This window comes from Micromonospora sp. NPDC049171, from assembly GCF_040648275.1.
Taxonomy (GTDB): domain Bacteria; phylum Actinomycetota; class Actinomycetes; order Mycobacteriales; family Micromonosporaceae; genus Micromonospora.
Window position 1 is genome coordinate 261,270 of the sequence record NZ_JBEZDJ010000003.1, and the last position, 19,113, is coordinate 280,382.

Annotated in this window: 20 protein-coding genes; 10 read left to right on the top strand and 10 right to left on the bottom strand. The window is 67.4% G+C overall.

Annotation, left to right across the window (positions count from 1 at the left end):
- Positions 1-87 precede the first annotated feature (87 nt).
- Positions 88-924: an SAM-dependent methyltransferase gene (locus tag AB0B14_RS05585; RefSeq protein ID WP_357521511.1), complete on the bottom strand. Its 837-nt coding sequence runs from the start codon at positions 922-924 to the stop codon at positions 88-90.
- Positions 925-1,015: 91 nt separating this feature from the next.
- Positions 1,016-2,002 (bottom strand): hypothetical protein, encoded by a 987-nt coding sequence (locus AB0B14_RS05590; protein ID WP_357521513.1) that lies wholly within the window; start codon positions 2,000-2,002, stop codon positions 1,016-1,018.
- Between the two features lie 70 nt (positions 2,003-2,072).
- Between AB0B14_RS05590 and AB0B14_RS05595 the strand changes: the two genes are divergently transcribed.
- Positions 2,073-2,681, top strand: coding sequence for a TetR family transcriptional regulator C-terminal domain-containing protein (locus AB0B14_RS05595; RefSeq protein ID WP_357521515.1), 609 nt, complete (start codon positions 2,073-2,075; stop codon positions 2,679-2,681).
- 141 nt (positions 2,682-2,822) lie between these two features.
- The gene (locus AB0B14_RS05600) at positions 2,823-3,704 is read left to right on the top strand and encodes a PhzF family phenazine biosynthesis isomerase (RefSeq protein WP_357521518.1); all 882 of its coding nucleotides are present in this window, start codon (positions 2,823-2,825) and stop codon (positions 3,702-3,704) included.
- 126 nt (positions 3,705-3,830) lie between these two features.
- Here AB0B14_RS05600 and AB0B14_RS05605 read toward each other — a convergent pair whose 3' ends face one another.
- Complete coding sequence (locus tag AB0B14_RS05605; protein ID WP_357521655.1) at positions 3,831-4,454, bottom strand: DinB family protein; 624 nt, start codon at positions 4,452-4,454, stop codon at positions 3,831-3,833.
- A 282-nt stretch (positions 4,455-4,736) separates the two neighbouring features.
- Here AB0B14_RS05605 and AB0B14_RS05610 point away from each other — a divergent pair, with 282 nt between their 5' ends.
- Complete coding sequence (locus AB0B14_RS05610; RefSeq protein WP_357521520.1) at positions 4,737-5,411, top strand: hypothetical protein; 675 nt, start codon at positions 4,737-4,739, stop codon at positions 5,409-5,411.
- A 93-nt stretch (positions 5,412-5,504) separates the two neighbouring features.
- Here AB0B14_RS05610 and AB0B14_RS05615 read toward each other — a convergent pair whose 3' ends face one another.
- On the bottom strand, positions 5,505-5,879 hold the full coding sequence (locus tag AB0B14_RS05615; RefSeq protein ID WP_357521522.1) for a DUF4259 domain-containing protein: 375 nt from the start codon (positions 5,877-5,879) through the stop codon (positions 5,505-5,507).
- Between the two features lie 195 nt (positions 5,880-6,074).
- Between AB0B14_RS05615 and AB0B14_RS05620 the strand changes: the two genes are divergently transcribed.
- The 4 genes from AB0B14_RS05620 (at position 6,075) to AB0B14_RS05635 (ending at position 9,966) form a co-directional block, all read left to right on the top strand.
- A complete protein-coding gene (locus tag AB0B14_RS05620) occupies positions 6,075-6,680 on the top strand; it encodes a hypothetical protein (RefSeq protein WP_357521524.1) in 606 nt (201 codons plus the stop codon).
- 354 nt (positions 6,681-7,034) lie between these two features.
- Complete coding sequence (locus AB0B14_RS05625) at positions 7,035-8,663, top strand: RICIN domain-containing protein (protein ID WP_357521526.1); 1,629 nt, start codon at positions 7,035-7,037, stop codon at positions 8,661-8,663.
- A 267-nt stretch (positions 8,664-8,930) separates the two neighbouring features.
- Positions 8,931-9,341 (top strand): hypothetical protein, encoded by a 411-nt coding sequence (locus tag AB0B14_RS05630; RefSeq protein WP_357064800.1) that lies wholly within the window; start codon positions 8,931-8,933, stop codon positions 9,339-9,341.
- 142 nt (positions 9,342-9,483) lie between these two features.
- A complete protein-coding gene (locus AB0B14_RS05635) occupies positions 9,484-9,966 on the top strand; it encodes a RidA family protein (RefSeq protein ID WP_357521528.1) in 483 nt (160 codons plus the stop codon).
- 53 nt (positions 9,967-10,019) lie between these two features.
- Here AB0B14_RS05635 and AB0B14_RS05640 read toward each other — a convergent pair whose 3' ends face one another.
- On the bottom strand, positions 10,020-10,856 hold the full coding sequence (locus tag AB0B14_RS05640) for a PhzF family phenazine biosynthesis isomerase (protein WP_357521530.1): 837 nt from the start codon (positions 10,854-10,856) through the stop codon (positions 10,020-10,022).
- Positions 10,857-10,917: 61 nt separating this feature from the next.
- Complete coding sequence (locus AB0B14_RS05645; protein ID WP_357521532.1) at positions 10,918-11,730, bottom strand: hypothetical protein; 813 nt, start codon at positions 11,728-11,730, stop codon at positions 10,918-10,920.
- 39 nt (positions 11,731-11,769) lie between these two features.
- Between AB0B14_RS05645 and AB0B14_RS05650 the strand changes: the two genes are divergently transcribed.
- Entirely contained in the window at positions 11,770-12,072 is a 303-nt protein-coding gene (locus AB0B14_RS05650; protein ID WP_357521534.1) for a hypothetical protein, read from the top strand.
- A 152-nt stretch (positions 12,073-12,224) separates the two neighbouring features.
- Here the strand turns inward: AB0B14_RS05650 and AB0B14_RS05655 are convergent, their stop codons facing one another.
- Positions 12,225-15,233: a tetratricopeptide repeat protein gene (locus tag AB0B14_RS05655; RefSeq protein ID WP_357521536.1), complete on the bottom strand. Its 3,009-nt coding sequence runs from the start codon at positions 15,231-15,233 to the stop codon at positions 12,225-12,227.
- A gap of 566 nt (positions 15,234-15,799) precedes the next feature.
- Positions 15,800-16,504 carry an MOSC N-terminal beta barrel domain-containing protein gene (locus tag AB0B14_RS05660; RefSeq protein WP_357064790.1) on the bottom strand — a complete coding sequence of 235 codons (705 nt, stop codon included), beginning with the start codon at positions 16,502-16,504 and terminating at the stop codon, positions 15,800-15,802.
- A 209-nt stretch (positions 16,505-16,713) separates the two neighbouring features.
- On the opposite strand from AB0B14_RS05660, the gene AB0B14_RS05665 reads away from it, so the two are divergent.
- Positions 16,714-17,001 carry a hypothetical protein gene (locus AB0B14_RS05665; protein ID WP_357064789.1) on the top strand — a complete coding sequence of 96 codons (288 nt, stop codon included), beginning with the start codon at positions 16,714-16,716 and terminating at the stop codon, positions 16,999-17,001.
- A gap of 257 nt (positions 17,002-17,258) precedes the next feature.
- Positions 17,259-17,891 (top strand): nucleoside monophosphate kinase, encoded by a 633-nt coding sequence (locus AB0B14_RS05670; protein WP_357064788.1) that lies wholly within the window; start codon positions 17,259-17,261, stop codon positions 17,889-17,891.
- A gap of 80 nt (positions 17,892-17,971) precedes the next feature.
- Here the strand turns inward: AB0B14_RS05670 and AB0B14_RS05675 are convergent, their stop codons facing one another.
- Both AB0B14_RS05675 and AB0B14_RS05680 read right to left on the bottom strand, forming a co-directional pair.
- Positions 17,972-18,397 carry a DUF1731 domain-containing protein gene (locus AB0B14_RS05675; RefSeq protein ID WP_357064786.1) on the bottom strand — a complete coding sequence of 142 codons (426 nt, stop codon included), beginning with the start codon at positions 18,395-18,397 and terminating at the stop codon, positions 17,972-17,974.
- Positions 18,398-18,822: 425 nt separating this feature from the next.
- Positions 18,823-18,996 carry a hypothetical protein gene (locus AB0B14_RS05680; RefSeq protein ID WP_357064785.1) on the bottom strand — a complete coding sequence of 58 codons (174 nt, stop codon included), beginning with the start codon at positions 18,994-18,996 and terminating at the stop codon, positions 18,823-18,825.
- Positions 18,997-19,113 lie beyond the last annotated feature (117 nt).

Consider the following 19,113-nt stretch of genomic DNA (forward strand, 5'->3'; position numbering starts at 1 on the left):
GCCCGCGGTGACATCGGTAGCCGCTGCCCATACTGTGCCGGCGCGCTACCCACGTTGCGAGTGCCGCCACGGCGTCGGCGACCACGTTCAGGCGTGCAGGACGGCTACTCCCCCGCGCATCGGGGACAGCATGGACTTGGCGGCGTAGGGGTCCGGCTCGCCAAGCTCCGGTCGCCACTGGTTGAGTGACACCAGCCCCGGCTCGATGAGGTCAAAGCCGCCGAAGAGGGCGGCAAGTTGGGCGTCCGAGCGCAGGACGATGTCGGCAGCCGCCGTGGTGCGGTAGACCTCCGCGACCGACGAGACGCTCGATTCGTCGTACCCGTCGGTCACCGCCGTGCCCGGATGGGAGATGGTCAGGGCGCTGCCGGGCACGAGCCGGTCGCGAATCGGCGCGACGACACCGTCGATCAGGTCGGGTGGGACCAGTTGCAGGACGGAGCAGTACAGCAACGCGGTGGGCTGGCCCAGATCGATCACGGTGGCGAGGTCGCCGCTGGTCAGTGCGTCGAGGAGCAGTTGGGGCCGGGTGAAGTCCGCCTCGACTGCGCGGCACGTGGGGTTGCCCGTGAGGATGTGGTTGGAGGCGACGACCGCCACCGGGTCGATGTCGACGTAGAGAACCCGGATCGTCGGGTCGATCGCCTGAGCGATCTCGTGCACGTTGCCCTGGGTGGGGATGCCAGAGCCGAGATCGAGGAATTGTCGAATGCCAACCTCGGCCAGTGTGCGCACCGCACGTGCCAGAAACAGGCGGTTCGACCGGGCGGTGTCCGCCGCATCCGGAAATGCCCGCAGGAGCTGTCGAGCGGCCTCGCGGTCGGCCGCAAAATTGTGCACACCGCCGAGGAGGTAGTCGTACATGCGGCTGAAGGTAGCCCGGCCGTCCTCGAAACTCTGCGCGCTCGTCTGCTGGTCTGCCATCGCCGCTGTCTCCGATGCAGTCGTCGGTGAGCCGCAGCCTAGGGGATCTGTCGCACGATCCGGCGATACCGCGGCGGCCGGGCCGCACATTTCAGAGGCGGAAGATCCGAACGATCAACCCGGTGTCGTGCATCGTGTGCGGCGCGAAGGCGTGGTACGCCCACGCGTGCACCCAGGCGTTGCCGGTCCGGACGGTGAGCCAGGTCTTGAACGCGCCGGGCAGTGTGTAGATGAGAAGCACGAACAGGATCGTCAGCGTGGCCTCGCGCGGCGACCCGAACCTGCCCCAGCCCTCGAACACGTGCAGTGCCGCGTACGTCAGGCCGCCGAGGACGACTGTCGCGGTGGTGGAGCCGGTCAGCCGGGCGTATCGGGGGACGAGGACGCTCTGCACGAAGATGACTGTGGGCAGCACCGTGCCAGCCAGGTACAGCAGGAATGTCAGTGGCACTCCGACGGCGAGCTGACCCGGGGCCAGCCCGGCGAACGCGTGGCCGAGCACCGCCCACTGCGCGAGCGATTCGAGGACCAGCACGGCGAGGATGAGGATGGCGTCGCCACGCCGATCCGCCGAGCGCAGACACATCTGGTGGGCGGTGTAGCGCCGCCGGAACCACAGGAGTGGCACCAGCGCGTAGACCACGACGTTGTACGTGGCCCAGCCGACCGCCTCGGCGGGCCCCACCGGATCGGTGGCACCGACGAGCGTGCCGGCCAGGTGGAAGCCGATCGGGTGCCAGCCGAGCCCTCGGCCGATGAGCAGGCCACCGAGTTGGGCGAGGACACCGTACGCCAGGACGAGTCCTGTCTCACGGCGAGCGGTCGAGAGCGTCGGTGCGCGCTCGGCGATCATCGGTGCGGGTCGACCACGGGTGAGCGCGTATCCGATGGCGGCGAGCAGTGCCAACTCGACGAGGGTGGCCTGAGCGGCGATCACCTGGCCGGGCCCGGATGGCGGGTCGTGCTGCGCCGGCCAGTCGAAGGGGGTGTCGCCGGGCGCGAGGAGCAGTACCGCGCCGTTGAGTGCGATCCAGCCGACCACCGTTGCCGTGAGCCAGGCGTGTTCTCGACGTGCCACAGATGCCCCCGTTATCTAGCACAGTTGTGTTAGCAACAAGAAGCTAGCACGACTGTGTTATAAAAGGGTAATGCCGAAGCTGGTGGATGCGCAGGCCCGACGGACCGAGCTCGCCGAAGCGGTCTGGCGAGTCGTGCTGCGGGACGGGCTGGAGCAGGCATCGGTGCGAAACGTGGCGCGCGAGGCCGGCCTGTCGATGGGTTCGCTGCGCCACTTCTTCACCACCCAGTCCGAACTCCTCGGATTCGCCCTGCGGTTGGTGGGAGAACGGATCGAGGAGCGGATCCAGGCCGTGGACACCACGGGCGACCCGCGTGCGGTGGTCCGGTCGATGATCGACGAGATGTTGCCGCTGGACCGGCCACGGCGCGGCGAGTGCGAAGTGTGGCTCGCGTTCACGGCACGCGCCGTCGTCGAACCGACCCTGGCCGGCCTGCGCAAGGACATCGACAAACGCCTCACCGACGCCTTCGCCACCATGGTCCGGCGACTGGCCGACGCCGGTGCGCTCCGACCCGGTCTCGATCAGAAGGTCGAGGCAGAGCGTCTCTACGCTCTCGTCGACGGCGTGATCCTGCACGCCCTCCTGCGCCCCGGCCGGACCTCGAACGCAACCGCCAGGGTCACCGTCGGCGCACACCTCGACCAGATCGCGCCGGCCGCAGCGGATGAACGCTGATCACCCGGACGGACTACCGCCGGCTCGTCCGTCTCAGGCCGGTACGCTCCGGGACGCGTTCGGTCGGCCGTTGCGGGCACGTCCGGCTATCGGCAGACGCCGTTTGCGATTGCCGGTTCGTTGAGCGTCAGAGGTGGGCCCATGCCCTGGCCGGATGTCACGGTGGTTGATGCGTGCGTGCGGCGCGACGGCCGGGGCGGCAGCCCCACTGCGGTCACCGACGACGACCCGGCGGCGACGGACGCGGATCGGCGTGCGGTCGCTGCCGCGGCCGGCACCTCGCACGCGGCATTCCTCGGCCCGGGGCGGACGTCGGACGGCGGCTGGCCGGTCCGGTTCTTCACCGCCACCGCCGAGCTGTCCGGCTGCGGCCACGGCACCGTTGCCGCGCAGGCCGTCCGGTTGACCCGCACCGCGCTGGGCGAGCTGAACGACCGCCAACACAGCGGCGGGCGCACGTTCGACACCGTCGCGATCCGCCGCCCCGCCGGCATCGAGGTGTGGTTCGACCAGGGCCTCGTCGCGCTGCGTCACCCGGCACCGGACGAGCGCGCCGCGATCGTCGCCGCACTCGGACTCAGCGCGGCCGACCCGCATCCGACCGACGCGCCACGGATCGCCGCCCCCGGCGCACCACGCATACTGGTACCGGTCCCCGACCGGTCAGCGCTGCTCCGAGTCCGCCCGCACCTCGGCAGGCTGACAGCGGCGTGCCGGCGGTACGGGCTCCTCGGCTGTTTCGTGTACGTACCGCCGGTGGGCGACCGCCCGGGTGCGGCGCGGATGTTCGCGCCGGCGATCGGTGTCGACGAGGACGTCGCCAACGCCAACAGCACCGGCTGTCTGGCTGCCCACCTGCTCGACACGACAGGGGCACAGACCATCACGATCGAGGTGGAGCAGGGTGACACCCTCGGTCGACCGGCCAGCGTGCTCGCTTCGGCCCGAAGCGGGCCGGCGGGCATCACGACCCGGGTCGGCGGGTTGGCGGTGGTCCGCGACGGACACCGAGGCGACAACTAGGTGCTCCAACGGGCCGGCCTACGGCAGGCCCGCCCGGACTCCCCGCCGGGCGGGTGCCCGATCGCGGCATGAGCGGACGCCAGCAGCTTTGGGACACAAACACGGCGACCACGAAGGTCCCGTCGATCAGGACGCAGCACCGATCGCACCGTGCGCCCCGGACAGGCCAGCACGATCCGAACCGAGGGCCGCCTCCTGGGCCGCCCGCTCGACCTTCGCCCGGTGAGTTTCCCGGGCCGCCGGGTCGACCCGCTCTTCATGCCCGGCTGCCACCCCAGTCCGCCCGTCGAGCTGCTCACGCAGGATGTCGGCGTGTCCGGCATGTCGGTTGGTGTCGTTGAGGACATGGACCATGATGTTGAACAGCTTCACGTCGGGGCGCGGCCACCACGGCACGTGGCCGGGTGAGTCGATAGAAAGCTCTCTGATCGTCGCGTCCGCATGGTCCCAGGCGCGCCGGTAGAAACCGATGACGTGTTCGCGGGTCTCGTCCTGGGTCACCCACAGGTCGCTGCCATCGGCATCCTGCCATCGGGGCAGCGGCTCCGGGAACGGGCGGTCGAAAATCTCTCCCAGGTATCTGGCCTCCCAGGTCGCCATGTGTTTGACCAGGCCGAGCAGGTTGGTGCCGGTCGCCGTGAGAGGCCGCCGGACGTCGTACTCGGACAGGCCGTCGAGCTTCCAGACCAGCGCCTGACGCGTGAACCGCAGTTCCTCGTGCAGGTAGTCCTTCGCGAAGTCATCGATCACGGACCGAGCCTGCCATGTGAAGGCGAGGGAAGCCGAAGCCGAGGTCACACACCGCACTGCGTTCCGACACACCCACTATCCGATGTCGCCGGTAGGCCGTACTCGCCCGGATCTGCGCGGCCACCTCCTCGCCCCGGTCCCTGTCCCGGGCGCCGGATCGGCCGGCGATCGTCCAGAACGGCGAGAATCGGTGGCAGCACGGCCGCATCTGGCTTGGCGTTCTGCCGCATCGCCCGGATGTGCGGCCGGTTCCCAGGACGGACCGCTGCTATGGTCCGCGCCATGGTTGCCGCCTGGCGAATCGTGGACTACCGGCGCGCCGAGACGCCCGTGACCGAGCCGATCACCAAGTTCGGCGGCCAGCCCACCTGGCTCGGGCCGCCGCAGTGGCCGGTCAGCGCGGCCTGGGGCACGCCGATGCGTTTCCTGTGCCAGATAGTGCTCGAACCCGAACTCATCGGCGACGACCCCGGACGGCTCGCCTACGTATTCGTCACACACGGGGGCCACGGACGCGACGCCGACGAGTTCGACCCGGACGTCATCCTCGCCGACGGGGGCGAGAACGCCGTGGTCGTCCAGCCCGGTGCCTTCGCCGGGCCAACCGTCCCGCTGGCCAGCGGCCCGACGCTCTATCACGACGATGGATCACCCGCGGAGTACACAGTCGACCTGGTCCGCGACGAGGATGCCGAACCCCTGTTGTCCGACGTCTACCTGGCACTGTCGTCCGAAGATCGGGACCGCTACTTCCAAGCGATCGACTACGACAAGATCGGCGGTACGGCCCTGCCGCTCGACCCGGACGACTGGCCTGCGGGTGGACCGTGGCGGCCCCTTCTGCGTCTGGCGACGAACTGGACACCGTTCTATCTCAACCTCGGTGCCGCTCCGGTGGCACTCGCGTTTCTATCCGCCGACGGCCGCGCAGGTTGCCTGCGGATCGAGGACTCCTAGTATGTCGGTGCCGCCGTCAGCACCATCGATGGACGTGATCGACCAGCGAGGAGCGCCCATCCCCGAGGTGGGTGGTGCGGAGTCCCCGGGGCGTTACGCCTGGTCGTCCATGGCGAGTGCGGCGAGCTGGTCGAAGGTTCGGACGAGGTGGGCGCGCCGCTGTTCCTTGTGGTCAGGTGTGGGCTCCAGGTCGTCGATGGCCTCGTCCCAGACGGTCAGGAACGTGGTTTTCCAACCGGCGATGGTGGCCGGGTCGGGCAGGCTGGCCCCGACGTAGTTCTGTTGTGCGATGAGGTGGAGCAGTTCGAGATTGCAGGGCACGGCGACACCCCAGTACTCGTCGGGCTCGATCTCGACGGGGTCGCCGGACATCGCCTTGGCGACCTCGGCGATGAGTCGGTCGGTCACGGTTCCCAGATGGTCGGCCGCGGTGTCGCTGTCGAAGTTGCCGTTTCCCCAGCTGCCCATTGGTCCTCCGCCTGTCGTGCCCGCCTGTCCTGTGGATTGAACCAGGACGGTACGACCTCTGGCAGCGGCGGAGTGGGTTCGCCACTTGCCAGGCAGCTGTCCGGTCGTCGCGTCCGTTCACCGGCGACGTCCGCCGGCCGTTCGGCCACGCTCGGCCATGCCGAATGGCGAATGCGTTCGAGTTAACATTTCCGGATGGAATCAGGGGCCGGTGCGATTGCCGCGGGGGTAGCGGACCCCGCCGAACTTCGCCGGCGGGTCGCCCGCGGTCGCGGTCTGGTCGTCGTCCTTGACGAGACCGTCACGATGCCGGCTGCCACGGCCGCTGCGCGGACGTTACGGGTTGCGCTCCAGCCCGACATGGCCGTCTTCGCCTCCGCGGGACGCCAGGGGCCGATCGTCACTGTGCTGCAGCTCGTCAGCGACTCGGAAGCCGCCACCGTACGCCCAGCTCTGGAGAACCTTGTCGCCGAATTCCGCCGGGTGGCAGCCGCACTCGTCGAGCAGATGGAGGCTGGTTCGTCACCGGTGAGCGACGTCGACACGGACCCCCCGGGGAATGTGCGATATCACGGCGCGACCTGGTACCTGTACCCGCACGGAGAGCACTGCCGGTTCGAGAATTCGGCAGGCGGCGAGGTCATCGAGGCCAATATCCATGCCCCCGACCTCGTCGATCCGTACTTCCTGTTGCAGTACGCGAAGACCTCCGGCCGACATGGTGCTGTCGTGGATGCCTGCGCCGAGGGTTTCCACGACATGTGTCGTCTACTCGATCACGCTGGAATTGCCCATGGCTAATGACCTGGTCGACTGGCTGTCTGGAGCACGCGTCCTCGCCGCCAGCACAGAGTGCGGCATCGCGCTCAGAGGCGAGGCGCGCTGATCGTCACCACGATCGCCGGTCTCGGGCGCCCGCCGCGACGGATGCGGCTCATCGACGCGATGTTGGTCGCCCCGCTCTTCATGTCGTCAGCGCAGGGCACGTAGGCTACAGTTACGCCCATCGATCCAACGGGGGATCTCTTGCCGTTGGTAGTCCACAAGCGACTGCCGCGCGGGCGCAACTTTCTAGGTCATCAGCGGACGTCCTCGTCGTTCCGGCGAGGTGGCGTACGTGCGCGCCCGGGTGAGTCGCGGGGAAGGATCGCAAGAATGACATCGATAGACACGACAGTGAGAAGGTGGCTGCGGGGCCTCGCGGTCGCAGCGCTGGCGGCCGGCGCGATCGCAGTGGTTCCTGCGGCTCCGGCCGCCGCCGCCGCAGGCCCGGTCGCCGCCGCGCCGCCGGTGCAGTGCGTCGGTACGGGCACCGACGGCAACCGCCTCCAGATGGTCTACGCCTACGAGGCGGGCACTCCCAACAGGTTCGCCGAGCGCGAGCCGCACATTCGGCTCGCCGCCTGGGTGGCCCAGCAGAACGTCAACGACAGCGCCCGTCGCGAGGGCGCGCAGCGGTGGCTGAAGTTCGTCACCAGCGCCACCGGCTGCCAGGTCAACATCATCACCATCCAGGTGCCCGCCGGCAGCACCAACGCGGACTTCCGGGCCTGGCGCGCCACGCTCCAGGGCTTCGGGCTGACCGCGAACAACCGCAACTACGTTGTCTTCGCCGAGAGTTTGACCAGCTGCGCGTACACCGACGTCGTCGACGTGCCGCACGACCTGAGCCCCGGCACGTCCAACCTCAACAACAACTACGCGATGTGGACCTCCATCTCGCCCGGTTGCTACGGCGGTCACACCGTCACGCACGAGTTCGCCCACTCGGTCCGCGGCATGCGGCAGGGAATGCCGAACTGGGACGGCGACTGGCACTGCAGCGACGGGTTCGAAACCCTCTGCGGCGAGAACGGAACCAGCTGGGCGTGCCCCGATCCGATGGCCGAACGCCTGCTCGACTGCAACCGAGACGACTACTTCGGCATATACCCGCAGGGTAGCTGGCTGCCAACCCACTGGAACGTGGCCTACGACAGCCTCTACCTGGCCGCCGGCTCGTCGACGACGACGCAGACCACGATCCCCGCGCTGCAACCCCAACTGCTGAGCGCCGTCGACGTCGAGGGCACGTCGATCGCCTTCTCCTGGACCCCCACGGTCAACCCGATCGGCAGCAACTGGTCGTTGGAGTATCAGATCCTGCGCAACGGAACCGTGGTGACCACCGTGCCCGGCTGGAAGACCAGCGCCCGGGTCACCGGCCTGGCAACGAACAGCACCGCGTCCTACACGGTCCGCAGCCGCCTTACCTACAACGGAGTGACCCGTACCTCGGCGAACTCGGTCGCCCTGTCGGTGACCACCAACAGCAACTCGGCGGCCGCCGGCGCGGTCGAAACGGGCGCCACCCTGGTGTTCAACAATGACCTGTTGCACTCGGACGGCCGCAACCTGGCGATGGACCTCTTCGCCTTCGACCCGAACGACAACGCCCCGATCAAGCAGTGGTTCTACAATTCCTCGCTGAACCAGCGTTGGAAGCTCACCACGGCGACGGGCGGCACCTACACGGTGACCAGCGCGGTCACCAACAAGTGCCTCAGCCCGCTCGGCGGCGCGACCACGGCCGGCACGCCGATAGTGCAGGTCACCTGCAACGGCACGGCGGCCCAACGGTGGACCTTCACCGTGCTCGCCGGCCTGACGTACCAGATCCGCACGGCCGCCGGCACCTGTATCGGCTCGCAGAACAACGGCACCACGTCCGACACTGTGCTGGTCCTGGCGACCTGCTCGACCACGCAACCCAGCCACCGCTGGACCGCCAACCGCGTCGCCTGACGCGTAGGGGGTGGGTCCGGCGCCCGTCTGGACCCACCCCCTACAACCTGGGTACGCGTCAGCCGCCGGCTGAGCTACCACGGCCCTGCCAGTAGCCGACCTGATTCTCACCCTGCGCCGCCGAACGGTGCAGTTGGGCAGCCCGCGAAAGGTGTGTCCACGGCGGCCTGGGCCCGGCCTGATCGTCGTGACTGTCGGCGATCTGATAGGTGTCGGCCAGGATGAGCCCTAGGCTTGCCCACTCACGTGACGCCGATGGGTGGGGACGTGTTCAGAGACTTCTACGCGACGTTGGCGCAGGTCCTGCCCGTGGTCCTGCTCGCCATGATCTTCGACTCCCGCTACCTGGACGTGCTGGCCCGTGATCATCGGCCGTCGCGACGTGAGAAGCCGAAGGGCGGGTACTTCTGGACCAAGCCCCGGGTCCGTGTCTACGTCCTGACCGTCGCGTCGCTGTTGATGTGCGAGCTTCTGTGCGTGGTCCTGGTGCTCGGCGGCCTGATCGGCGACCGCGCATGGCTGCGGGGGGTGCTGATCGGAGGCCTGACGCTGTTCCTGGGCACGCTTTTGACGCGAGTCTGGGTGGCGGTCGTCGCAGCGACGGCACCGAGTCAGCCTGGACGAAGCGCCACACTGGACGATGATCGCGGACGGGCTGTCGAGCCACTCGACTGGTGACATGGAGAGGACTGTTTCGGGTATCTTCCTGTACCACGTCCTATCCGCCTCGGTGGCGTTTATTAGGGTGGGCCCGGTCGTGCTTCAGATCGACGACAGGTGATCAAGCCCTAGAGCTTCACGAAGGGGTAGGTTCAGCACGATGCTGCGCGACGTGGAGGCCAATACAAGCCCGTCAGTTCGCCTCGCCCACCTCGGCTTGGAGCTTCCGGCGGTCAGTCCACCGAGGGGCAGCTACGTCCCAACGGTTCGTTCGGGCAACCTCGTCTTCGTCGCCGGGCAGGTGCCGATGGTGGACGGCGAGGTCGTCGAGACGGGCAGGGTTGGCGCAGAGGTGACGCCGCAGCGGGCGAAGGAGCTAAGCCGTCGTTGCGCCCTGGCTGCCCTCGCTGCGGTAGACGCCGCAGTGGGCCTCGACAAGGTCACCCGGGTCGTGAAGGTGCTGGGTTTCGTGTCGTCGGCTGACGACTTTACCCAGCAGGCAAGCGTAATAGATGGAGCCAGCGACCTGTTCGTAGCCGTTTTCGGCGATGCCGGCCGTCATGCACGCAGTGCCGTCGGGGTTGCGATCCTGCCCTTGAACGCACCTGTCGAGATCGAGATCGTTGTTGAAGTCGCTGACTGACATCGCCCCGGGGCTGCGGCTGAGGTGAGGGGTGCGGGCATTGCCCGCACCCGTTACAGCTGGACTGCCGTCCCGGAAACCGCTATGCCGCTGTTCGGCTCGGCGGGCACGTCGACAAGGATGACGCCGGGCCGCCCCATGTCGACACCCTGGTGGATGGTGACACGCGCCGGCGGTCGCACGAGGCCCAGCTCGCGGAGGTAACCGCCGAACGCGGCAGCGGCGGCACCCGTCGCCGGGTCCTCGAACACCCCCCCGGTGGGGAAGGGATTCCGAGTGTGAAAGACATGCTCGGACTCGCGCCAGACCAGGTCGACGGTCGCCCAGTCGTTGCGCTCCATGACGTCCAGTAGGGCGGCTTCGTCGTACCGCAAATCGGCCAGACGTTCGCGGCTGGCTGCGCCAATGACGGGATGCCAGGCCCCGGCGTAGGCAGCAAGCGGAGGAAGACCAGGGTCAAGTTCGTCTGGCGACCAGTCGAGCGCCGCCAAGAGGGCTGTCAGATCGTCGTCCTGGATGCGTGCCGTCCGCGGTGGCACGCTCACCAGGGTGGCGTAGACCGATCCGCTCGGTTCGATCGAGGTGCGTACCTCGATGTGGCCGGCCTTCGTCGCCAGGTGCAGAACGCCAGGGCCGTTGAGTCGCGCATGGGCCACTGCGGCTGCGATCGTCGCATGACCGCAGAACGGGACTTCGATGCGCGGGCTGAAGTAGCGGGCGACCGTGTGTTCGCCGGCCACGGGAAAAAGGAAGGCCGTCTCGGAATAACCCACCTCGGCCGCGATCTCTGCCATTTTCTCGGAATCTAGCCCGGTTGCGTCGAGCACCACGCCGGCCGGATTTCCGCCCCGAGAATCATTCGCGAAGGCGGTGTAGCGGAGAATTTCCATTTCGCAACTGTAATGTTCCCCCGGAGGGGGAGTCAATGGGGATCTCCGCTGTCCGGGCCCGCTACCCCCAGGTAAGAAGTTGACCAGTGTCACTCAGGCCGATCGACATTCCCAGCGCCATGCGTCGCGCGCCACGACTGGGTCGTACCGCGTGGTAGTTACGTGGGTCGAACAGCAAACCTTCACCGACTGCCGGCTTTAGCACGAACGATTCCGCGCCAGCTACCACGTCCTCCGAGAAGCCGTACGAATTGGGCAGCCTGAAAGCCTCGTCGGCCGGGCTCCAACGATGCCTCCACACGACCGTCTCACCGCCGTCATCGGGCATGCTGAGGTACAGGTTGAAGGCGAACTGACTGATTATGTTCGCGTCGAGCAGGTTGCCCTTGAATTCACGCAACACGTTGTCGAAGTGAACCTGAAACCCGCCATTGGGCTCGCGGGCGACTCCGGGGCACATTTGCCGGCCACCGCTGCGGCCGACAGCGATGCCGCCGGGCCAGTCGGTGCCGATCGCCTTGCGGCAGAGCTCAAATGGGTCGATGGACAACCCGAGACTGCGCCACCTCTCGTCATTCTCCCTGACGGCCGGCCAGTACGAGTCGGCAACTGCACCCTCGTGTCTGTGGTCGCTGACGCCGACGCCGAAGCGTAGGACCGTGGGATAGACCCGCTCCTGACCGTACGATTCGAATTCCGCTTGGGTAAGCGCCTGAAACACTTCTTCGCAAATCGAGCGGGGCAGTAGATCCGGGACTCGAATGGCGGCAATTCTGCCTGCCGCCAGATCGGATATGCAGTCTCGATCAAAGTGGTCGATCGTCACGGACTTGAAAAACGAGTCATGGGATACGGAGTCGATCACACTGATCACCGCACTCTCGTAGAACCTGCGATGACCGCAGGATACCCCATGATGAGCGTCAATGTCGCCATCTGGATGTGGAGTGCGCACGTCGACGGGGCAGCCGGAGCCGTGCCGGCGGCTAGGTTTTGCGCTGGCGGTGCGACCAAACAGGCCATATCGCGTACCCCGTTACACACATGGTGCTGCATGGGATTCCCGCTTGGTCATATTACTTTCGGCGGTAAGGCCGCTTGGGAAGCTTCTTCATCTACTGTTGACGCCAAAGGCAAATCGGGCGTCCAGTTCAACTGCCTGGCGATCCGCTTCCAGTGCTTCTCGGGCGATCCGCCGGGCCACTTCGAGGCGTGAAGTCTGCGCTTGAGCGTCATCGACTGCCGGCCCGGAAGCCCAGGTTGAGCTGGACTCGTTCTGGCTGTTGGGTATCGTCATCTGGTCTCCCAGTACTCGCGAATCGGCTGATGTTGATACCTGAGGCTAGCGTGCACGGGGCTGTCTGGTAGCTAGACGTTCCGGTGATCCTCCCCGGTTCGATCTGTCGGCAACACGACAGGGGAGTCCTCCGCGGTGGTCCTCGGCATGGGTGCCTGCCGGGCAGCCGCTCCTGGTTGACGAGACGAGCCGTCCGTCTGATCCGGCGGGATGCCCTTTGCCTGGGCCAGCAACACCCGAGTGCGCTCCGTCTCCGGGTGGCCCGGCCCCAGTGCCTTGATCCGATCGACGAGGAGCTGGCTCAGGTCGGAAATGGCGGCTGCCTCTTTGCCCTGGTGGACGAGGGCGACCGCCAGGATGTATCGCAGGTGCATCACCGCCGGAGCGTGCCAACGGTCACCGGCCTCGCGGATTGCGTCCCTCGCCTCGGCCTCGGCCTCGGCGTCCTTTCCCTGTTCGGCAAGGCTCTTCGCGAGTGTGCGGCGGACGAAGAGCGTCTCCGGCGTGGTCGGCGACCAGATCCGCCTTCGGATGTCCAGCACCTCCCGAATCATTTGCTCCGCCTCGGCGGCGCGACCCAGGTTGAGGATGGCCCGGGCGAGACTGTGCCGCACCACCATGGTGTCCGCGTGCTCCCGGCCGCGGACGGAGTTCTCCGCATTGACGATGGAGCGCAGCAGTGGCTCTGCCTCCGCCCAGCGGCCCTGCTCGAGTATTGCCTTGGCGATCTTGTGTCGACTGGCGAGGGTGTCAGCGTGGTCCTCACCGAGAATCTGGGTGCGTCCGGCGATCACCTGCCGGAGCTTCTCCTCCGCGGCCATTGGCTCGCCTCGGTCGAGAGCGATGCGGCCCTCCTCGTGGCGCAGCGCCAATATCTCGCGGTCATCGCGATCAAGACCAAACACGTGACACTGGGAAATCAGGGAGTCGATGAGATCCTGCGCCGGTCCCAGTAGGCCCGTGACGATGAGGTAACGGGCGGTGAGCCGGGCGAGTTCCAGCGCCGATGCGGTGACCTGTCGGTCCCGCGGCCAGGTGCCCTGCAGGAGCGTGGCCGGTACGAGACTGACCGCGTGCGGTGCGAGAACGTTCCACATGACCCAGCTCTCTGGGTAATCCGGATCGAGACCTTTGGTCATCGCCAGGAGCATCTGCACGTTGAGCCCGTAGTAGTCGAGGCGTCGCTGCTTGACCTCCTTGTCCTGTCGAAGGACCCCGTGAGCGAGTGGATGCAGAGACAGGACCTGCGCCAGTTCCTCGTCGTTGACGTCCGGCAGCACATGGGGTTCCACGAGGCCGAGGTCGGCCAGGCCGCCGAGCGCCGCGATTCGTTGCTTCAGGCTCGAGCCGTGAAAGAGCGGCGACTCTGCCACCACGTCCTGCCGTAGCAGCACGTGATACGGGATTGGGGCGATGTTCAGGCAGGCAAACAGCTTCAGCAGCCGCGGCGCCAGAGTCACACCGCGTTCCGTCAGAAGTTCCAGGGACAGCCCGAACACATGCTCCATTTCCAAACCAAGTGATTCGTTGAGGTCACCACTGTCCGAATTGGTCGTTGATTCGAGACGCCGACGAGCCTCTGCCCGGTAGGTGGCCAGATCCCGTATGCCAGCGGAGTCAGAGCCCCAGATCTTCTTGGTGTTGACGTCGTTGATGTAGTCGGCTGCCGCGCGGAGCGCCAGTGGGAGACCTCCCAGCACCGCGGACAGCTTCCGGGCTTCCTCGAAGGAACGCCCGCTGACCTCGGGTCGGAGCCGGTCCAGCAGGACAGCCGCGCCGTCGCTCTCCTGCAACGGCGACACATGGTGCACTGCGCTCCACGTTCCCCAGGTTGATTCGTTCCGGTCGCGGCTGGTCACCAGGACCTTGCCCTTGGCGATTGTCGGCTCCCTGAGCCACCCGCTGCCGTCCGACACCGGCCCGTCGTAGGGCGCCAGATGCCCGGGATCGTCGGCGTTGTCGAACACCAGTAGCCAGGGCTCCTCCTGGCTGTTGAGCAGGCGCCATACCAGATCGGTCGCGCTTGCCGAACCCACCCAGGCGCGTTCGATCTCGACCTCTGGCGCGTCCAGTCGCACGGCCACCTCTCGCATGCAGGAGTTGATGCGGGTCACGGGGACCCACCACACCCGGCAGCCGGTCGCCTCCGCCCGATGAGCGATCTCCAACGCCAGGCGACTCTTACCCGAGCCGCCCAGACCCGCCAGTACATGGACCCTCCGTGGCGGATTGGGCGACTCGATCGATCGCATCAGGTTTGCTCGCCCCTGCAAAGGGGTGTCCCTACGGCCATAGGGCGGAGTGACCGACGCCCGCACCTGCCATTCGGAGGAAGTGTCCGAGGAACTCGCAGGCGGCTGTTCCGGCTCGCCAGCGGCGAGCAGTGCCCTCCGGACGATTCGGTACTGGGAGGTCTCCCGGCTTGTCGGTTTGATGATCGAGAAGTGGTCACCGTCGACGACGCCATTCGCGGGGAACGGCATCGACGTGACGATCGGCGGGGCGATCCGATCGCTGACGCCACCGTATGAGGCGAGCGGGATGAAGCACTCGGTCTTGCTGACGCCCTGGGCCTGCACGATCGCCCGTACAACGGTTTCCTGTGCCTCCAAAACGACCCGATCGAAGGGGCGCAACTGTCGCTCCTGAGGATTTCTTGAGGCGAAGAACGCGAATCTCCGCACCGACAGCAGGAACTCCGCTCCAGAGTTCGGGCAGGCAAACATCACAATGTTCTTGATCCGGCTGAGTTTGTCAGCGCGACCACGCCACACCTGCCGGGCCAGCAGTCGCTGCACGACGAGGCCACCTTGGCTATGGGTGACGAACACGATCGACGCGGCGTCTCGTAACTCGTTCTCGTAGTACGTCCACAGTCGGTCGGCGATGTCGTCGACCTCGGCGATGCGGCGGTCGATCCGAACCCTGATGGGCGGCGACTCGTACCGAAACGTATGTACGCTGACGAACGACGCCAGCTCCACATCGCCCTGGATGAGGTCCACGAACGGTTGCCAGGTCGAGGGCGACGAAAACAGCCCGTGTACGAACACCAGGTCGACGGGCTTGCGTGTCGTCATCACAATCTCCCGCTGGAGTCGAGTGCAGCACTGCGTGTCGCGAGTTGGTGGAGATCTTTGGCTGCTTCGGCCCCATGCTGGCGGCGCTGTTGCGAGCGTTCGATGTCGCGTACCTCCAAACTGGATGCCCGGCATCGAACTCGATCAAACCCTTTTCGGCACGCTGCGTCATCGACCGATCCGACATCTGTAACCGCATGTTGGCCAATGGCTTTCACCGGGCGGCGGCACCGGGCCGCCCTGCGGCTGGCCCCTGGACCTGTCGGTCGTCGTCCACCCCGACCTGGCGCGGCAGCTCGCCGACCGACTGGCGGCCTGATCGACCAGCCGGCGTCACTTCAATCCGGCGAATCCCCACACTGACATATTCACGCCCGGGCGGCGACGCGGCACCTGTTGGAAGCGGCGTCGTATCGCAGACGCCGGCGCCTACCTTGGCGCTCGGCGTGAACGCACTCATCTCGGCCATGAGCGGACGCCGCTCGACTGACAGCCGGGAGCAAACCGGCTGACCTGCTCGGGGACGCCGAAGAGGTCACCCCCATCACCGCAGGTCTCTGCGCCAGTCAGTTCCACAGGCACACGTCGCCAACGGCGACCCGGCCCGGCTGCTCGACCGTTGCTACAACCCCGAAGGTCAGTTCGTGGTAGTCAGCGAGGATCTTGAGCAGGTCGTTCCGCTCGTCGACACGATCCTGTGCCATGTCGATCATCACGCAGCGGGTAAGCGACCTGACCGGTCGCAGAACCACCTCTGGCCCGACCTGCAGCCGGCGCCCCAGCCAGCCGTCCTCAACGAAGCCACTGCCGGGCACATCGATCAGGAGGTTGGCCCGGAACCGCAGCGGGTCGACGCCCGTACCTTGCGGCTCGCCGCCGCTCAGCTCAGTCAGACGGCGCAGCCCGGCTGTGGTGATGAGGCTGACCGGGCCTTCATCGTGGTGCGGGACAACGCCCTCCGGGGCAAGCGTCACCGTCCGGCCGAGCACCTCACCGACCGCCCGGTGCCCGTCTGGATCGTCGGCCCCGAAACGACGACCGTCGGGCAGTTCGACGATCGGAGCCGGTGTCGCCGCGTACGCCCGAAGCCCGAACAGGCCCGGCATCCGGCGGAACCGGCGGGTGCTCTTGCCGCTGCCGAACTTGCCGTCCGGGTCGCGCACCGCCCACAGCCGATCACCGAGCAAGCCGCGCTCACCCACCTCAGCGGCCGGCACCGCCTCGCCCAGCATCGACTTGATCGGATAACTGCGGATCTCAGCGACCTCCACGCGGTCGAGAGTAGGAGATCCGGGAATCCCGCACCGCACCCGACCATCCGATCTCGCCGTCCCGGCCCGAACGCTGGCCGACCCAGGAACACGCTTCTCGCCGCGACCGGGCGGACACCCGGGGTGGGACCGGGGGAACCACGCGTTGAGCCCGGCCTGCCCAGCGCGCGGCGCCGGTGCCGCGCGTCCCGTCGTGCGAAGGTCTGCCGGTGACGATGTCCCTTGAGTACGGCGGTCGGCGGTTCCAGGTCATGGCCTACCACGACGCTATGCGGCATGACGGCCCGGCGCTTGAGCTGGCGGAGCTGGTGGACGGCGAGCTGGGTCCGGCTCTCGTGACTGTCACGTTCGCCGACGAAAGCGCCGGTGGCGCCGAGGTCCTGCTGACCGACGCTGTCCTGCCACTACCGATACTGAGGGCATTCGTGGAGGAAGCCGTACAGGAAGAACATCGCATCGGCGGGGCGGGCCTGCCTGGCCCCGGCGAGACGGCGTGATGGAGCAGGCGGCGCCAACTCGTGCTGGGCGTTGAGCCGTTCGACGAGCGCCTGCTCTTCGGCACTTCCGTGGGCCATCCACGCGCAGTCACTCGGGCCGCGGCGAGGATTCCACGCCATCCCGAGCACGGCACACCGCGAAGGGGTCTTCCGGAAAAACAGCCGTAGTCCTGCAGGGGCTGAGCGTCGTCGAGTACCACCTCTTGCAGCCACCCGGCCGGCGACAGGCCATCGGGCTACAGCGATATGCTGCGCCGATGCGCCTGGCCGTTCTCGGACCACCCGGCTCCGACCGGAAGGCCATCGCCAGCACCATCGCCGCGCGTCTCGGCGTTCCCCGCATCAGCCTGGCGGACATAGTCCAAACCGAGATTCGGGCGAGTACCCCAGCCGCGCTCGAGGCCCTGCAGCACATGAACGCTGGTGAACTCGTGCCGGAACAGGTGCTCCTCTCGATGATCCGCAACCGCCTCGCCCAACCCGACGTCGCCGCTGGCTTCGTCCTCGACGGCCTCCCCAACCACGCCATCACCGCAGCGGCACTCGACGCCCTGTTGTCAAACCTCGGCGCGCCAATCGACCGAGCGATCGACATCGTCCTGCCCGACGTCGAGGTCCTGCACCGCCTGGTCGGCCGTCGCACCTGCCGCGACTGCGGCCGAACCTGGCACACCGAGAGCGCCGCCCCCACGCGCCCCAACATCTGCGACCACTGCGGAGGCACACTGGTCCAACGCCACGACGACACACCCGAGCGCATCACCGCAGGCCTGCAGTCCTACCGACCCGCGGCGGCAGTCACCCTCAACCATTACCGCTCTCAGAGCAAGCTGTTCTCCATCGACGCCACCCTCACACCAGCGGAGATCGCCACCAAAGCAGTCGAATGAGCTATTCGGATCTGCCGCTCCGCCCAGAAAGATGCTGCTCGAAGCAACCGCCACGATGAACGGCGCGCCGAGCGGTCCTGCTAGCCTCGCCGGCGCCGTAACGCCAGGTCCGCGGCCGCGGCCGGCCACTGCGGATAGCTGAAGGTGAATCCGGCAGCAGAGAGCCGCCCCGGGGTGACTCGCCGGCTCGTCAGCAGCAGTTCGGTGTCCGACCGCATCGCGAACGCGCCAACCTCAGCCATCCGTCTGGTGGCCGGCAGGCCAACCGGCATCCGCCAGGCCGAACGCAACTCCCGCATGAACTCCCGCTGTGGCAACGGGCCGGGTGCCGCCAGGTTCACCGCCCCGGTGAGGTCGTCGCGTTGGATCAGGAATCGGATTGCGCGGGCGAAGTCCGTCTCGTGAATCCACGAGACATACTGCCTACCGCCCGCGACCGGCCCGCCGAGCCCGAGGCGCGCCAGCCAGCTCAGCACGTCGAACACCCCGCCGCGGTCGGGGCTCATCACCATGGCCGACCGCAGCGCAACCTTGCGGGTATTCGGAGTTGCCGCCTGCTCCTGCGCTATGGCGGTCTACCGATCTCACGTGTCGCCAAGGTGATCAGCGCGCGGCCTACCGAGCGACTGAGGAGATCGCCGCCTTTGGCGTCGCCGAGTCGAGCGGCGCCGGCCGGGACGAGGCGCGATCCGAAGAGGTCACCAGCCTGAAAGGGCTGGCAGGGGCGGGTGCGGTTGAGGAATGTTGGACGTCGTTGGGTGCGGTTCAAGGCCGTTCAGGGCACCCCGTTTGCTCCCAATCCGCTCCCCCGAACCGGGCTCGCGGTCGCCGGCGGCGTATGCGGATCCGGTGGGCGGTGCCCCGACATCTTGAGCGCCGCTGGCGCCGACATCGGCGGCCGGGCTGGTGTCGCGCTCGATCGCGGACGGATCTATGCCGGCTCGCGCACGCCGCCGGCGTTACCGCCGTCGTCTGGCATCGGCTCGACCGGGGCTTCGGGCAACTCGTCCGGCGTGTCAGGCAGAAGGACGGCCGCGTCGTCGGGCACCGGTTCACGCGGGTCGATGGGCGGATACTGTTCGGGGTCGAGATCCGGTCCAGTCATCAAATGAGTATCCGTCGTCTTCCGGACTGCCGCTCGTCGGGCCCGCGAGCCGGGCGGCCTTCCCCTCGCCCTGGGCGACTGGCGGCACCGCTCCGTGGGCGGCCTGTCACCTCGGGC

Excerpts from the sequence above, each read along its gene's own strand:
- AB0B14_RS05585 (WP_357521511.1), bottom strand. The coding sequence starts at position 924 with ATGGCAGACCAGCAGACGAGCGCGCAGAGTTTCGAGGACGGCCGGGCT.
- AB0B14_RS05595 (WP_357521515.1), top strand. The coding sequence starts at position 2,073 with ATGCCGAAGCTGGTGGATGCGCAGGCCCGACGGACCGAGCTCGCCGAA.
- AB0B14_RS05600 (WP_357521518.1), top strand. The coding sequence starts at position 2,823 with ATGCCCTGGCCGGATGTCACGGTGGTTGATGCGTGCGTGCGGCGCGAC.
- AB0B14_RS05610 (WP_357521520.1), top strand. The coding sequence starts at position 4,737 with ATGGTTGCCGCCTGGCGAATCGTGGACTACCGGCGCGCCGAGACGCCC.
- AB0B14_RS05615 (WP_357521522.1), bottom strand. The coding sequence starts at position 5,879 with ATGGGCAGCTGGGGAAACGGCAACTTCGACAGCGACACCGCGGCCGAC.
- AB0B14_RS05620 (WP_357521524.1), top strand. The coding sequence starts at position 6,075 with ATGGAATCAGGGGCCGGTGCGATTGCCGCGGGGGTAGCGGACCCCGCC.
- AB0B14_RS05625 (WP_357521526.1), top strand. The coding sequence starts at position 7,035 with ATGACATCGATAGACACGACAGTGAGAAGGTGGCTGCGGGGCCTCGCG.
- AB0B14_RS05635 (WP_357521528.1), top strand. The coding sequence starts at position 9,484 with ATGCTGCGCGACGTGGAGGCCAATACAAGCCCGTCAGTTCGCCTCGCC.
- AB0B14_RS05640 (WP_357521530.1), bottom strand. The coding sequence starts at position 10,856 with ATGGAAATTCTCCGCTACACCGCCTTCGCGAATGATTCTCGGGGCGGA.
- AB0B14_RS05650 (WP_357521534.1), top strand. The coding sequence starts at position 11,770 with ATGATGAGCGTCAATGTCGCCATCTGGATGTGGAGTGCGCACGTCGAC.
- AB0B14_RS05655 (WP_357521536.1), bottom strand. The coding sequence starts at position 15,233 with ATGACGACACGCAAGCCCGTCGACCTGGTGTTCGTACACGGGCTGTTT.
- AB0B14_RS05670 (WP_357064788.1), top strand. The coding sequence starts at position 17,259 with ATGCGCCTGGCCGTTCTCGGACCACCCGGCTCCGACCGGAAGGCCATC.
- AB0B14_RS05675 (WP_357064786.1), bottom strand. The coding sequence starts at position 18,397 with ATGAGCCCCGACCGCGGCGGGGTGTTCGACGTGCTGAGCTGGCTGGCG.
- AB0B14_RS05680 (WP_357064785.1), bottom strand. The coding sequence starts at position 18,996 with ATGACTGGACCGGATCTCGACCCCGAACAGTATCCGCCCATCGACCCG.